This window comes from Candidatus Hydrogenedentota bacterium (genome assembly GCA_019637335.1).
In the GTDB taxonomy this organism is placed as follows: Bacteria; Hydrogenedentota; Hydrogenedentia; order Hydrogenedentales; family JAEUWI01; genus JAEUWI01.
The window spans coordinates 107,419-121,304 of the sequence record JAHBVV010000023.1; the positions used below are offsets into that span (position 1 = coordinate 107,419).

The following is a 13,886-nucleotide window of genomic DNA, read 5'->3' on the forward strand; positions in this document are numbered from 1 at the left end:
GGCGGTTGTCAATCACTTTTTTCGGCCCCTGCTCCCCCGCCACACAAAAAAGCGCGGGCCGCCCGTTTCCAGACGGCCCGCGCGCGGACTACGGCTATTCTACTATACGCCTACGGCAGCGCCACGTCCTCGCCCTCGCCGTTCTGCAGGCGATCGCCGAAGCGCCGGCCGATGGTCGGAGAATCATTGTCCACCTGCCAGCGGAACTGATCCTCCGTGGCGTCCTGATCCACGACGCGCACATGCGTGAAGACAACGTCCACATCGCGCGCGGCGCCGCAGAAGCGCGGGCGCTCGCCCTCCTCGACCACTTCGCTCTCGGGAATGGCGAAGGTCCGGATGGTGCTGCGCACCACGAAATCGCCCGGCGTTTCGAAAAGCCGCCGCACGCCAATGTTCGCGGTAGCCACCGCCGGCCCGCAGAGCCGGTGCGCCGCGCCGTCGCGCCCGAGAGGTTCCCAGCTATTCTCCGGTACCGCGGCCCCGGGCGCTGTCCCGGGTTCCAGTCTGCGAATGTGCAAGACCAGCTCACTGCGGATCAGGCCGCAGGCGTCGCCGTGCCATACCCCCTCGACATTCCGGTCGAAGCGGAAAGCAATTCCGGTGCCGGCGCGCACGAGCAGCCGCCCGTTCTCGCGGTGGAAGTTGGTCGCCGCGCCGACCACATCGCATTCGCCCCCCGACGGCCCGGGCCGCGGCGCGAGCGAGGCGCGCGGGCTCGCGACGATATACTGCCGCAGCGGCCGGTTAATCGCCTCCGGGCCCTCGTCGTTCAGTCCCAGCGCCCCGTTAATGACGTGCTGAATATCCGTCGGGCCGATAATCCCGTCGTTGTCCACATCGCCAATGATCTCAAAGGGATCCCCGTCCTGCGCCATCGCCAGGGGGGCCATGCAGAGGGCAAGCAGCAACACAAGCGCCGTTGCCCGGCGGTCTTTCATCCATTTCATGGTGCTATCTCCATGTTAAGGTCAATTCATATGCGTGAAAGAGTGTTCGGATGGGGCGTCCCCGCTCGGCGGCGCGTTCGCAAGTAGATGATACCGGTAGCGAAAGCGATTGCCCGCTTGGGCGGGCGGCGACTGCTCCGATCCGATAGTCGGTTGCTCGGCGTCGCCATTCGCTTCGCCCAGCTCGGTGTTCGCGAATGCCGATTCCGGGGCCGGCATTCGGGACGATGGCGGCAATGTCGCCCACGCTGTCGCGCCCCAAACCGTCGCGCCGTCCTCGGCATCGGCGCCCTCGGAAGCTCCGAACAGGCGCTGAATATCCAACACACCAGTGCGCGCAGCCGAAGCCTGTGAATCCACACTGGAAAGCGCGCCGAGCGCACCTTGAAGCGTCAACACCTCCGCCCGCGCGCCGGGCGAGCCGTCCACCCCCGGAAGATTGGCCGCCAGGGCCGCGACGACCATGACGACCAGACGCAGACGCCAGCGGCCACTTTCGCCGGTCCCGAAACGCACGTTATATCGAAAGCCCAGAATTCTCATGACCGAGCCCGCTCCCTCCACGTCGCGAGCAACGCGATGCACGCGAGCAGTACAAGAAGGTCCGCAACCCACCAGGCAACATGGCCAGAATTCTCCGTCGAGGGTCCGCATCCTGGGATTTTTCCATTGCCTCCTTCCCCTTCGCCTTCACCCTCGCCTTCGCCTTCACCCTCGCCTTCTCCCTCACCTTCGCCCTCACCCTCACCTTCACCTTCACCCTCACCCTCACCCTCACCTTCACCCTCACCTTCGCCTTCGCCCTCGCCCTCGCCTTCGCCCTCACCCTCACCCTCACCTTCACCCTCACCTTCACCCTCACCTTCACCCTCACCTTCACCCTCACCTTCACCCTCACCTTCTCCCTCACCTTCTCCCTCGCCTTCGCCTTCGCCCTCTCCTTCCCCTTCCCCTTCTCCTTCGCCTTCTCCCTCACCTTCGCCCTCACCCTCACCTTCGCCCTCACCTTCACCCTCACCTTCACCCTCGCCTTCCCCTTCGCCTTCACCTTCACCTTCACCTTCACCTTCACCTTCGCCTTCCACCGCGCCGCCCAGAACCTCGATGGTCCCGGGATTCACTTGCGCCACCAGAGAAAAACCCAGCGGATCGGATATCAACACGTTGGCCAGCGTCACCATCAAGGGACCATTGGGAACCCCCATCGCGACGTCAAAATCCACGTAGAGAATCACCCCATCCGGTATCTCGTTCTGGTTGAACCCAAAAATAATGACGCGCGTGCTTCCATCCGGCCGCGCCGTAATGCTGGCATCTTTGTCGGCGGCCTCCGCGGCGGGTCCAATCCGCACGTCGCCCACCGCCAGGGCGGCCGTTTCAAACAAAAGGTCAAATTGCACAATGGAAACGTCCGCGCCCTCCGCCTCCAGCCATATCGGCAGGGTTACCACGTCGCCGGGATTCGCGCTGGTGTCGTCGAGCGACAGCAGAATGGCCGCGGCGGGCAGGCAGACCAGCCCCGCGAGGACAAGGGAAACAAGCGCCGAATAATACTTCACCGGGCACGACCTTTCCGCCGGCGCGGCCGGCTGCGGGCCAGCGCCATGGTAATCCCCACCACAAATACCGCAAACAGGAGCGCGCGATAGCGGATGATCCACGCCGGGCCGGAGCCCGTGGATACCGCGCGCGCCGCGCCCGACGCCACGGCGATCGCTTTGTCGCCATCAACCACCAGCACATCACTGGTCAGGGTGACCGCAACAGGATTCCCAAAGGGATCGCTGAGCACCGCGCCGTCAAGCCGCACCGCGCCGGAAGCGCCGGCGCCGCCCTCGCGCGCGAAGAACAGCCGCGCCACTTCGCCGCCGCCGAGCTCGTTTCGGTTGAAGCCCACTACCACAACGCGCACCACCCCGGGGCGCCGCTCGTGCGCCTGGGCCGACTTCTCCGCGCGGGACGCGACCTCGCCGGCCTCCGCCTTCAGAAAGCGCCAGGCGTCGGCGTCATACGTAACGTCAATCTGAAACGCTGCCACGCTTTCCCCGCCGGGCAATGCGAGCACCACGGGCGCCACGATCCCGTCAGGGGATATCGTGGCCCGCGACACATCGATCCCGAGGGTGGCGGCGCGTACGGACCCCCCAGCCGCCAGCGCCAGCGGGACAATAACGATGATCAACACACCGCGCATACTAGCGCCTCCCGCGCCGCGCGCGCCCGGGAGCAATCAATCCGGCGCGCCCGGCGAACAGCAGGACGAAGAGAAGCGCGGCGACGCCAGTGACGATCAGCGCCGCACTGCGGGGGTACGCTGCGGTATCGGCCGGGTTCCCCAAAGTCGAAACATCGCCCGACGCTACGGGGGCGCGGGGCGCCGCGATGGGCGCGGCCAGCGCCAGCCGGGCATCCGGTGGAGCGCTGGCGGCGGACCCCGCCGCCTCCGGCGCACGGCCATACGCCCCCGGGCGCCCCGCTTCGCCACTGGTTCCCGCCGGTTCCGATCCCGCGGCCGGCGCGGGTATACCAGTACCCGGCGCGGACGGCGCGAAACCCTGACGAACGGTCGACACGTCCGAGCGGGGCGGACGCTCCGATTCCGGGGGGACGCGGTCCACCCAGGTTCCGGCCGCGCGCGTGACCGGTGCGCCGGGGCCCCGATCGGCGGCCGGGCCCGACGGATCATCCAGTGCGAGCGCGCCGGGGCCTGAAGCGGTTGACCGCTCCGGCGCGCCATCGGTCGCCTCCGCGGCCTCCGCAACCGAGTCCGCCGCTTCCGGCGAGCCTTCGCTTCCGAAATCCTCCAGAGGCTCCTCGACGCCGCCCTCTTCCTCCCGGGGCGCCGCTATCTTGTCGGGAGACGCCGGGGGCGGGTTCAGGAGATCCTCGATATCAAGATTGACCGCATTGCCGAAGGGGTCCGTGGCAAGCGCCCGGTCGAGCGTCAGACCCTCCGGCGACATCCCCGCCTGTAGTGGGCGCAGCACGATGGTCGCAACATGTCCATCGTAAAGCGCGGTGTCGTTGAATCCCGTAATCAGGACGCGCCCGCTCCCCGCCCGGGGCGCCGAGACCACGATCTCCTTGCCGGCGTCGGTCGCCGCGCCCCCCGGGGTGATGCCGACCAGTTCAAAGCGCGCGGGGTCATAGTGCACGTCAAACACGATGCCCGAAACGGGATCGCGCTCGTCCGTGTACAGCAGCACGGGTGTCTCAACCATCCCGCCGGTGCGCGTGGGCTGTTGCATGCTCACCACGGCCGCGTACGCGGCCCAGGAGCACGCCAAACCAATCGCAATGCAGGCGATGGCGCGCCGGCGGGCAAAACGCCGCCGTAACCTGGACGGGTGCTCGGATTCGATCATGGGGTCCATGGAATTTTCTCGCGAAGGAGTCGCTGAGGCGCGCACTTCAGTCCGGGATTCAGCGGATGATCGTAGGATCGCTGAGCCGGTCCCGCGGCGCCGTGTCGATTGGCGAACAGGATCACGCTTCCCCGCCGCAAACCGCGGGCGGTCGGGCGGGAAGCATCAGGCGAGAAAAGGGGGCGCGTGCGGGCCCAGGGGAAGCAATGCGCGCGGCGCACACGGCGGCGCGAGAGAACGTATAGGAAGGGCGGATCGCGCGGGCGCCAGGTCGGCCCCGGACAGGCGTACGCGCGCCGGGACCGGTATCGCCTGTTTCTCCTGGCGGAGAACCCGCGTGCGCTCCATATCCAACGTAGCCTGGTGAATCGGGCCGGCGCGCAACTCGCCGGAGGGGGGCGCTTCGCCGGACGCGATGCCCATCAGCCCCTGAAGCGCCGAAAGGTCTCCCGCACCGGCCTCGCCCGCGCCAAACTGAAGAGCACAGACATCGTGCGAAACCTGGGGAGCGCCGGGCGCGGGTATGGCGCCGAGCCCGCTCGCCACGTTGGCGAGCAGGGCGAAGAAGACGCTCCACACAACCCGATTGCACGTTCGCATGATAAACCCTCTACACCAAGAGGCTACCACGGATGCACGGCCGTGTCAACACGTAATCTCGGAATCCAGTATGGACCCCACACCAGGCGAGCCCCGACCATGGGCCGCGCAATCCGTGCGTATTCGTCGGCGCGGCGCCGCTCAGCGATCGCGGGGTGCGGTGCGGCGAACGGATTCTTCACTCCAGCCCTGTACGGCCTGCGCGTCCCCGGAGCTGGCGGCGTGGGGCGCCTGTGCGTCGTCCTCGCTGCCCGTTTCCTCCGTGGCCTCGGTGGTCTTGGTCCCCTCGGCGACCTCGGCGACCTCGGCGACCGCGGTATACGGCGGAATCGGAGGCGGAACGCGAACCGCGGCGGATGCCTTCGGGAACGCCATTTCCGCCCGCTGCATGGAATTGAAATTGACCATCCCGTAGGACAGTATCAGCGCGATCACAATACCGAACACCAACGTCTTGTTACCCAGGTTGATTTCCAGCATGTCCATTTCCTTTCGAGTCTGGCCACCGGGGATTTCGGGCGCGCCTGGGCTCCGGTGCGGTCCGCTGGCCTGGATTAACCGCTCCACCGGGATTGTACCCGCATTTCCGGTAAAATGCAAATCCGTATTTACGGAAACACGCTTCCTGCGCCCCTGGCGGCCCGGTATTGTTTGACCTGTCAATGAATTCGCGGTAAACTAACGCCATGAGCCCGTTACAATCCGAAATTAAACAGTCGCGGGGCTTCTCCTCGGCCGCCGAGGAAGCCCTGCTCAACCTCCAGCGCACCGCCGACCACATCCAGATCGCCTTTACCCGCCTCTTCCGGGCCCATGGCATCACGGGCCAGCAGTACAATGTGCTGCGCATCCTGCGGGGGGCCGGGGAGCCCCTCCCCATCCTCGAAATCGGCGCGCGCATGGTCACGGTCGTCCCCGCCATTACGGGCCTGATCGACCGCCTCGAAAAGCTGGGCCTGGTCTGCCGGACGCGCTCGGATGCGGATCGCCGCGTGATCAGCGTGACCCTGCTGGAGCCGGGCCGGCGCCTGCTGGCGGATCTCGACGAGCCCGTGACCGCGCTGAACCGCGAGCTGCTGGCGCACATGGACGACGCCGAACTTCGATCGGCGATCGCGCTGCTGGAAAAGATGCGGGCCCATTGTCCCTCCTGCCAGGAGAAACATTGAGTCGTCTCCGCCAGGAAGCAGCGCGGGCGCGAACCCGGCATTGGGGATCGCGCCCGCGGTTCTGGTGACGATTATTTCACGCGAAGTGCATGGCGGGGCGGCGGCGCGCCTCCTCTTCCATCGCCCGCGGGAACAGCACGTTGTTCTCCTTGTGGATGTGGAGGTGGAGATCCATCGCCAGGTCGTGCAGGCCATCCAGGAGGGCCTGGTAGGTGTTGCAGGCCCAGTCCGGCGGCGTGAAGTCGTCGGTCAGTTCCGCGATCCGCTCTAGCCCACCGCCGGCGTCGTCGTGTTCCGCCTCCATGGCGTGAATCGGGTTCGACAGGGTCCCGAAGGGCATGGGCGGCAGGCCCTCCTGGCGCGCGAACAGCCGAATGACGGGAAACAGCACGTATTCCTCCTTCATCGTGTGGCTGTCGAGTTCGCCCGCCAGCCCCTGGACGGTGTTCGCCAGTTCCTCCAGGCGCGGATCGCGGTCGCCGTGAACCTTGGCCACTTTCTGGGACATCTGGATCAGCCGGGGCAGTTCCAGGCGCAAGTACTCGTGGTGGCGCTCCACGATGTGGTCGCAGAGCTCGTCCAGCGGCATCGCCGCCGCGTCGATTTCGTCGCCGGCGGCGCGGCGGGCGTCGGAGCGGTGGAGCGCGTCGAGGACGGCGTCCATGTCGACGCCCTTTTTCAGGCAGGCCTCCTCCAGCGAGCGCTTGCCGCCGCAGCAGTAATCGATCTGGAAGGCTTCAAAGACGCGCGAGCGGGACGGGTGGGCCGTGACGAGTTCGCCGACGGTCTGGGTTGCGGTAATGGTGCTCATGGTGGTGTTCCTTTCCGGTTTCTTGCCTACTGTTCGGCGGGAACAGTGTTCTTGTCGTCCACGGCGGTGTAGTCCACCGCCATCACATCTTCCGTTTCATCGCTGAGGGACCAGCCGGTCTTCAGGCCGAGGATGAACCAGCCCAGGGCCACGATGCCGATCGCGAATATGGTGTCGCCGATGACGCGCATCCAGCGGAGGGTGTTCATGAGGCCGGTCTGCATGAATTCGGCGGAGCGGGCCATCCACATGCCGTCGTTGACGCTGGCCCAGACCTGGAGCAGGCCGCGGGGCAGGTCGCTGAGGAGCACCATGAGGGCGAGGCCGATGTTCATCATCCAGAAGGCGAAGGCGAGCGTGCCGGTCTTCCAGACGAGCCGCTGGGTGAGGCCCTTGAGGCAGAAGAGCGTGAGCCCGATGCCGAGCATGCCGTAGACCCCGAAGAGGGCGGTGTGGGCGTGCACGGCGGTGGTGTTCAGGCCCTGCATGTAGTACAGCGCGATGGGCGGGTTGATGAGGAAGCCGAAGATACCGGCGCCGACCAGGTTCCAGAAGGCGACGGCCACGAAGCAGTAGATGGGCCACTTGTAGGCCACGACCCAGGGGCGGGCGCGGCTGAGGGTGAGGTTTTCGTAGGCCTCGAAGCCGATAAGCACGAGCGGCACGACCTCGAGCGCGCTGAACACGGCGCCCAGCGCGAGGACGGCGGTGGGCGTTCCGGTGAAGTAGAGGTGGTGGAAGGTGCCGATGATCCCGCCGGCCAGGAAGATGGTGGTGGCGAAGAGCACGGCGGAGGTTGCGGTGCGGGTCTTGAGGAGGCCCATCCGGGTGAAGAGGAAGGCGATGACCACGGTGGCGAAGACCTCGAAGAAGCCTTCCACCCAGAGGTGAACAACCCACCAGCGCCAGTATTCGGCGAGCGCCAGGTGGGTCTGGCGGCCCCACATCAGCCCGGCGCCGTAGAACAGCGCGATGGCGAAGCTGGAGAGGAAGAAAAGCGCCAGCAGATTGCGGTTCGGGCCTGGGTTCTTGAGGGCGGGCCAGAGCGCGCGGCCCATGAGCGCGAGCCATATGAACAGGCCGGCGAAGAGGAAGATCTGCCAGAAGCGCCCGAGGTCCACGTATTCGTAGCCCTGGTGCCCGAACCAGAAGTTCATTTCGTAGCCCATTTGCTGGCGCGTGCCGTACCAGGTGCCGAACATGGAGCCCACGACGATCAGAAGCAGCGCGCCGAAGAGTACGTTGACGCCGAGCCGCTGGTAGCGGGGCTCGTGTCCGGAAACCGCCGGGGCCATGAAGAGGCCGGTGGCGAGCCAGGCGGTGGCGATCCAGAAGATGCCGAGCTGGGTGTGCCAGGTGCGCGTGACGGCGTAGGGCAGGTATTCGGCGAGCGGGATGCCGTAGAAGCCGGAGCCCTCCACGCCGTAGTGCGCGGTGACGCCGCCAAGGCCGACCTGGACCACGATGAGCGCCGCGACCACCCAGAAGTACTTGAGCGTCGCGCGCATCGACGGCGTGGGCTGCTGCCCCATGAGCGGGTCGTGCGCGGGGAGGTCGTCGTCCTCGTGATCGTTGTGCTTGAGGACGGCATAGTACCAGGCCAGCGCGCCGACCCCCGCGAGCAGGAGGACGAAGCTGATCACCGACCAGACGATGTTCGAGCCGGTGGGCCGGTTGTCGATCAGGGGCTCCGGCGGCCAATTCTGCGTGTAGGTAATCGCGCTGTCCGGCCGGTTCGTGCCGCAGGCCCAGGCGGCCCAGAAGTAGAAGGCGCTCAGCTTTTCGCGGCGATCGTCGTCGCGGAGCACGTTATTCGGCAGCGCATAGGCCTCGCGCAACTCCGCGAGGGACGGATCGTCGCTGTAGAGGGTTTCGTAGTGGGCGCGGACCGCCTGAATGGCCTGGGCGCGGACCTCGGAAACGACGATATTGCCGGTCTCGGGGTTGTGTGTGTTTGTGCGGATTTCGGACTTGAGCCGCGCGCGGAGGGCGCCCTGCTGTTCGAGGTTCAGTTCGGCGTATGGTTTGCCGAAGTCGGCCTGGCCCCAGTGATCCAACAGCCAGACGCATTCGCGGTGCAGGAAATCCGCCGACCAGTCCGGCGCAACGTAGGAGCCGTGCCCCCACACCGTGCCGTTCTGCTGCCCGCCCGTGGATTGCCATACATTCTGTCCGTCCTTGATATCCTGACCCGTAAACAGTACGGTTCCGCCCGCGGTAACGACCCGTTCGGGGATCGGCGGGGCCGTGTGGTACAGGTCGTACCCAAAGTACCCCAGCACCAGGAAAGATAGCACCATGACCAGGATCAAACTGATCCATAACTTGCGATCCGTCATTTTCTCCTCCAATCTAACGTTGCTTGGATGCCCATTGCCAGAACATATCTAGCAGAATATCATGTGTTGCCGGCGAGCGAAGCGGGAAATTTCGGGGCCAGCACGCGGGCGGCGGCGGGGTACATCAGGCGGGCCAGGTGCGCGCCCCAGATGGCCAGCGCGGTCACTTCCAGCAGGCCGCTCAGGCCCGCCAGGGGAAAGGCGCCGGGCGTGAAGTCGGTCAGCGCCTGAAAGGTCACCCGCATCGCGCAGCCGGTATTCAGGAGCACAAACGGGGCCCAGAGGGCGGTGAGTCGGCGTCCGTCGAGCCCGCCGAAGACCGGCACAAACTTGGCCGCGACGCCTACGATCATCATGCTGATGAAGCCGACCGTCACGGCGTGGCGGATGGCGCCGTAGTACGCGTGGGAGAACCCGATTTGCGCGGCGTGGCTGTCCGGCGCGAAGGCGCGGAGGAGGCCGAACTGGTAGGCCGGCAGGAGCACCGCCATCAGCAGCGAGAGCATGAGCCAGGCGTAGGCGGCGCGGATGAACTTGATGCTGCGGTCCGGGCGCCAGACCGGGCGGTGGAGGCGCCACGACCAGACGAGCGCGGCGACGGCGGCGAAGAGCAGCAGCACGCCCGCGAACCAGAGCGCGGCCCATTCCCGGCCCCAGGCGCGCATCGCCACGAAGCCGCCGGCCTCGGCCAGCACCGCGACGTTGATCAGCGCGAGCACAGTCAGGCTCCGGCGCGCGGAGGGGCGGGGCAGGTGGTAGAGCTTGTCGAAGAGGAAGTGGCTCACGCCGAGGATCATCAGCAGCGCGAAGCCGTGAATCTGGAAGTCGCGAAGCGGGGCCTGCCAGAACGAAATGCGCGCCAGGAGCGCCTCCTCGGTGGGCGCGAGCGCGAGCCCGGCAAAGTGGATGGTGGTGTAGACGGCCTGGACGAGGAACCAGAAGAGCGCGCAAGCGGCGTAGGCCTCCCACACGACGAGCGGGCGGCCGTGTTGCAGGGCGGTGCGGACGAGCACGGCGCCGAAAATGGCGATGGCGGCGATTTCGAGCAGGTTGCCGAGCAGGGCCGTTCCAAAGAGCGCGGGCCACCGATCGAGGAAGGCCTCGCCGCCGGCGCGCATCAGGATACCGGCGAGCATGAGGCCCAGGGTGGCGCGGGCGAGGCGGGGCCAGGCGAGGCGCGTTCCGGAGAAGCGGGGGAACATGTGGTAGGCGAAACCCATCACAAAGAGGCCGACCCAGCCGAAGATCTGCGCGTGTCCGTGGGCATTCACCTGGTGAATGCCCACGGCGGTAAAGGAACCGGAAACCGCGATCTGGATGAGGAGCCAGGCCCCCCAGACGGCGCCGAGGGTGAGGACGACGCCGATGCCGGCGAGGAAGAATGGCCGGAAATGGCCGCGCGCGTGCTCGGAGTTGGGGTCGATGCCGGCGCGGGAGAGGAGGACTTCGTTTTGCGCGGGTTTTCCGGGCTTCCGGGGTTGGTCATTTCGGGCCGTGGTCATGTGTTGGGCCTCCTTGTTCTCTAATCGCATGTGATTATCCGTTTATGGTCCAAAAAAATTTACGGCAGGGTCAGCGCCACCTCGTGATCGACGACGTCGGCCAGGGTGGAGCCTTTGAGCATTTTCAGATACGCGTTTCGGACGGCGGCCCATTCGTGGTGCACCGCGCAGGGGTTGTTGGCGTCGCAGGCGGGCCGCCCCATGAAGCAGCCCTCCCAACGGGCGACGTGATCCACCGGATTAACCACGTCGTAGAGGGTGATTTCCGTGGGCTTGCGCGCCAGGCAGAATCCGCCGCCCATGCCCTTCTGGGAGACGACTATCCCCTCCTGCACGAGGCCCTGTAGGAGCTTGCCGAGGTAGTTCTGGGGGGCGCCGATCTGTTCGGCGATGTGGGCGGCGCCCTGGAACTCGCCGGGGCGCTCAGCCAGGGCGACCACGGCGCGGAGGGTATGGAGTGCTGTCCTGGAAATCATGGTGAACTCCTTAATCACATGTTATTATACGATTTTGTTGGGGCGATGTCAAGTGGGTGGATTTTCGTGGTGGCCCCTGGGCGGCGCTTGCGCGGCTGGGGTGGTTTGGGGCAGCGATTCGGATTGCGTTGCAATCCGGGGACAGCCGGGACGGCTATCCTACTTTGGCCGCCGCGTTGCAGCTGGGGTGTCGGGTGTGTGGCCGGCGACGGGACAGCCGCGCCGGTTGGGGGTGTTGTGTGTTGGTTGGGCTCGCTTTGGGTCGCGAGGGGGCTGTTGCTTCCCGGGGCGATGGGGCGCCGCAGTCCCTGGGGCGGGTGCGCGTGGCACCGGGGGGTGCTTTTCTGCGGGTACAGGCACCCGCGAATTGGGGGTGGTTTGGGGCGCCTACGCGGCTGGGGTGGTTTTTGTCGCGGGAGCCAGTCCCCCTGGCGGCACCCGCGATTCTGGGGTGGTTTGGGGCGCCTACGCGGCTGGGGTGGTTTTTGTCGCGGGAGCCAGTCCCCATGGTTGCAGTTGTGGTTATAGAAGGTTGTCCGGCGCCGGACTTATGCGGGTGATTGCGGTTTTAACCTTGGGTCAGACAATCGACGCGCGGGGGTGTCTGGCAGTATCGTGGTGCGGAATAGCCGGCATACGCCCAGTGGTAATCCGCCAGTACAGAGCCCGCGTCTGAACGTTGAAAGGGGACGAGGTGGCAAACGCGATCGAAGTTTCCCCGTCAATCACCTATTAATTGGGATGGGGCGTTGCAGTTTTTGGGGAGGCTTTAGGCTTTAGGCTTTAGGCTTTAGGCTGGAGGCTTTAGGCTGGAGGGAAGTGGACAGAGTGGACGGGGTGGACAGAGTGGATTCGCCGCGGCGAATGGACAGCGTGGACAGCAGGGGCGGCGATGCGCAGGACGCCGCGCGCCCGGGGCGATTCGAGCCGGAGTCCCGTCCGGGTGCGCGGCGCGCTCACCGGTGCTCCTTGAATAGCACGTGCTTTCGCACGATGGGGTCGTACTTTTTGAGCAGCAGCCGCCCGGATTTCGTGCGGGTATTCCTGGTGGTGCTGTAGCGAAACGGGCTCTCGGTGCTTTGGAGGATTATCCGCTCGCGGCCAATCTTGTTCGCCATGTAATTGTTCCTTTCATCCGGTATCAGTGGTCAGACAAGGCGGTCGCGCCCTCGCCGGCGGTGACTTCATCGGCGGGGATCGGGTCGTGGAGGGAGGCCCAGGCGTCGGGGCCCGCCGCCCACATTGCGTCATCCAGCAGGCATTCGGAGAGCGCGCGATGTATCCGATCGGCGTCCAGGTGTTGCCCGATGAGCACGAGCGTCTGGCCGCGGTCGCCGAATACCTCTTTCAACGCGCGCCGCGCCTCGTCGAGGTCTTCTTCCGCGACTTCCCACTCCGGGAGGGGCAGGGCGTCCCACCAGTAACCCGAGGGCGTGAGGTGTATGGCGGCTCCCGCCTGGGACCATTCGTAGACCTGGTTGTTTCTCGTGGCCAGCCACACGAATCCCTTGGATCGGAGCACGGGCTTGAAGAAATCGGTATCGCCGTTCATGAGCGACCATAGCCGCTCCGGATGGAACGGGCGATCCGCACGGAAGGTCGTGGCGCTGATGCCGTACTCCTCCGTTTCGGGAAGCTCCGACCCCCGGGGGACGGCGAGCCAGTCCTTGTGCTGGCTGGCCTCTTCCATACGGAAGCGCCCCGTGTCGAGAATAGCCTCCAGCGGCGCCGCGCCAAATTCCGCCCGGATGATTTCGGTCGACGGATTGAGATGGCGCAGGAAACGCTCCAGACGGTCCAACTGGGCGGAATCGGCGCAATCGCACTTGTTGAGAATGATTACGTTGGCGAACTCCACCTGATCGGTGAGGAGATCGACGATGCTCCGGTCATCTGTTTCATCCACGCCGAGGCCGCGATCGGGAAGATCGTCCCACGATGCGTAGTCCGCCATGAAATTCGCCGCGTCCACCACGGTCACCAGGGTGTCGAGCGTGGCGCAATCCGACAGGGAGGCTCCGGTCTCGTCTTCAAAGCTGAAGGTCTCGGCGACGGGAAGCGGCTCCGCTATGCCGGTGGACTCGATGAGCAGGTAGTCGAAGCGCTGCTCCCTGGCCAGTTGGGCGACCGCCACAAGCAGGTCCTCGCGGAGCGTGCAGCAGATGCAGCCGTTTGACATCTCCACCAGGCGCTCCTCTTCGCGGTGGAGCGCGGCCTCGCCGCCGCGGACCAGCGCGGCGTCGATGTTGACTTCGCTCATGTCATTGACGATGACGGCAACGCGCTTTCCGTCGCGGTTGTTGAGCACGTGATTGAGCACGGTCGTCTTCCCCGCGCCCAGGAATCCCGAGAGCACGGTAACCGGTAGTTTTTTCATCGGACGGGGTCTCCGTAGTGTCGTCGCGGCGGACGGTTTGGGTTCGAGGCGGGGCGCACTATAGCAAACCTCTCTCGCAAATGCAACCGCATTATCATTAAGAATGAAGTGGGGTGGCGGGGCGCTTGCGCGGCTGGGGTGGTTTGGGGCACGGTCAAGCTACCGCGCGGCTGGGGCCGCGCCGCTTGGCCGTGGCACACCCGGAGGGGGGCGGGGCAGTTGACAGTTGACAGTTGACAGTTGACAGTTGACAGTTGACAGTTGACAGTTGACAGTTGACAGTTGACAGTTGACAGT

General features: G+C 65.8%; 14 protein-coding genes. 1 reads left to right on the top strand and 13 read right to left on the bottom strand.

Annotated elements, in window-relative coordinates; genetic code table 11:
- Positions 1-110: 110 nt before the first annotated feature.
- The 7 genes from KF886_20310 to KF886_20340 all read right to left on the bottom strand — a co-directional run bounded on the left by KF886_20310 (position 111) and on the right by KF886_20340 (position 5,395).
- The gene (locus KF886_20310; protein ID MBX3179704.1) at positions 111-950 is read right to left on the bottom strand and encodes a hypothetical protein; all 840 of its coding nucleotides are present in this window, start codon (positions 948-950) and stop codon (positions 111-113) included.
- Positions 951-971: 21 nt separating this feature from the next.
- Positions 972-1,493, bottom strand: coding sequence for a hypothetical protein (locus KF886_20315; GenBank protein ID MBX3179705.1), 522 nt, complete (start codon positions 1,491-1,493; stop codon positions 972-974).
- Positions 1,490-2,509 (bottom strand): hypothetical protein, encoded by a 1,020-nt coding sequence (locus KF886_20320; protein MBX3179706.1) that lies wholly within the window; start codon positions 2,507-2,509, stop codon positions 1,490-1,492. The genes KF886_20315 and KF886_20320 overlap by 4 nt, the downstream gene beginning before the upstream one ends.
- Positions 2,506-3,144: a hypothetical protein gene (locus tag KF886_20325; protein MBX3179707.1), complete on the bottom strand. Its 639-nt coding sequence runs from the start codon at positions 3,142-3,144 to the stop codon at positions 2,506-2,508. The genes KF886_20320 and KF886_20325 overlap by 4 nt, the downstream gene beginning before the upstream one ends.
- Position 3,145: 1 nt before the next feature.
- Positions 3,146-4,324: a hypothetical protein gene (locus tag KF886_20330; protein ID MBX3179708.1), complete on the bottom strand. Its 1,179-nt coding sequence runs from the start codon at positions 4,322-4,324 to the stop codon at positions 3,146-3,148.
- A gap of 156 nt (positions 4,325-4,480) precedes the next feature.
- Positions 4,481-4,915 carry a hypothetical protein gene (locus tag KF886_20335; protein MBX3179709.1) on the bottom strand — a complete coding sequence of 145 codons (435 nt, stop codon included), beginning with the start codon at positions 4,913-4,915 and terminating at the stop codon, positions 4,481-4,483.
- Between the two features lie 141 nt (positions 4,916-5,056).
- Positions 5,057-5,395 carry a hypothetical protein gene (locus KF886_20340; protein MBX3179710.1) on the bottom strand — a complete coding sequence of 113 codons (339 nt, stop codon included), beginning with the start codon at positions 5,393-5,395 and terminating at the stop codon, positions 5,057-5,059.
- A gap of 206 nt (positions 5,396-5,601) precedes the next feature.
- Here KF886_20340 and KF886_20345 point away from each other — a divergent pair, with 206 nt between their 5' ends.
- Positions 5,602-6,084 carry a MarR family transcriptional regulator gene (locus KF886_20345; protein ID MBX3179711.1) on the top strand — a complete coding sequence of 161 codons (483 nt, stop codon included), beginning with the start codon at positions 5,602-5,604 and terminating at the stop codon, positions 6,082-6,084.
- Between the two features lie 76 nt (positions 6,085-6,160).
- Here KF886_20345 and ric read toward each other — a convergent pair whose 3' ends face one another.
- The 6 genes from ric to KF886_20375 form a co-directional block, all read right to left on the bottom strand.
- A complete protein-coding gene (ric, locus tag KF886_20350) occupies positions 6,161-6,895 on the bottom strand; it encodes an iron-sulfur cluster repair di-iron protein (protein ID MBX3179712.1) in 735 nt (244 codons plus the stop codon).
- A 26-nt stretch (positions 6,896-6,921) separates the two neighbouring features.
- A complete protein-coding gene (locus tag KF886_20355) occupies positions 6,922-9,234 on the bottom strand; it encodes a nitric-oxide reductase large subunit (GenBank protein MBX3179713.1) in 2,313 nt (770 codons plus the stop codon).
- A gap of 59 nt (positions 9,235-9,293) precedes the next feature.
- Complete coding sequence (locus KF886_20360; GenBank protein ID MBX3179714.1) at positions 9,294-10,736, bottom strand: NnrS family protein; 1,443 nt, start codon at positions 10,734-10,736, stop codon at positions 9,294-9,296.
- A 59-nt stretch (positions 10,737-10,795) separates the two neighbouring features.
- The gene (locus KF886_20365; GenBank protein ID MBX3179715.1) at positions 10,796-11,212 is read right to left on the bottom strand and encodes an Rrf2 family transcriptional regulator; all 417 of its coding nucleotides are present in this window, start codon (positions 11,210-11,212) and stop codon (positions 10,796-10,798) included.
- Positions 11,213-12,168: 956 nt separating this feature from the next.
- A complete protein-coding gene (rpmG, locus tag KF886_20370; protein MBX3179716.1) occupies positions 12,169-12,330 on the bottom strand; it encodes a 50S ribosomal protein L33 in 162 nt (53 codons plus the stop codon).
- Positions 12,331-12,353: 23 nt separating this feature from the next.
- On the bottom strand, positions 12,354-13,589 hold the full coding sequence (locus KF886_20375) for a GTP-binding protein (GenBank protein MBX3179717.1): 1,236 nt from the start codon (positions 13,587-13,589) through the stop codon (positions 12,354-12,356).
- Positions 13,590-13,886 lie beyond the last annotated feature (297 nt).

Bases quoted from the DNA above. Each gene is read 5' to 3' on its own strand.
- rpmG (MBX3179716.1), bottom strand. From the start codon at position 12,330: ATGGCGAACAAGATTGGCCGCGAGCGGATAATCCTCCAAAGCACCGAG.
- KF886_20345 (MBX3179711.1), top strand. From the start codon at position 5,602: ATGAGCCCGTTACAATCCGAAATTAAACAGTCGCGGGGCTTCTCCTCG.
- KF886_20310 (MBX3179704.1), bottom strand. From the start codon at position 950: ATGAAATGGATGAAAGACCGCCGGGCAACGGCGCTTGTGTTGCTGCTT.
- KF886_20325 (MBX3179707.1), bottom strand. From the start codon at position 3,144: ATGCGCGGTGTGTTGATCATCGTTATTGTCCCGCTGGCGCTGGCGGCT.
- KF886_20340 (MBX3179710.1), bottom strand. From the start codon at position 5,395: ATGCTGGAAATCAACCTGGGTAACAAGACGTTGGTGTTCGGTATTGTG.
- KF886_20355 (MBX3179713.1), bottom strand. From the start codon at position 9,234: ATGACGGATCGCAAGTTATGGATCAGTTTGATCCTGGTCATGGTGCTA.
- KF886_20335 (MBX3179709.1), bottom strand. From the start codon at position 4,915: ATGCGAACGTGCAATCGGGTTGTGTGGAGCGTCTTCTTCGCCCTGCTC.
- KF886_20330 (MBX3179708.1), bottom strand. From the start codon at position 4,324: ATGGACCCCATGATCGAATCCGAGCACCCGTCCAGGTTACGGCGGCGT.
- KF886_20360 (MBX3179714.1), bottom strand. From the start codon at position 10,736: ATGACCACGGCCCGAAATGACCAACCCCGGAAGCCCGGAAAACCCGCG.
- KF886_20375 (MBX3179717.1), bottom strand. From the start codon at position 13,589: ATGAAAAAACTACCGGTTACCGTGCTCTCGGGATTCCTGGGCGCGGGG.
- ric (MBX3179712.1), bottom strand. From the start codon at position 6,895: ATGAGCACCATTACCGCAACCCAGACCGTCGGCGAACTCGTCACGGCC.
- KF886_20315 (MBX3179705.1), bottom strand. From the start codon at position 1,493: ATGAGAATTCTGGGCTTTCGATATAACGTGCGTTTCGGGACCGGCGAA.
- KF886_20365 (MBX3179715.1), bottom strand. From the start codon at position 11,212: ATGATTTCCAGGACAGCACTCCATACCCTCCGCGCCGTGGTCGCCCTG.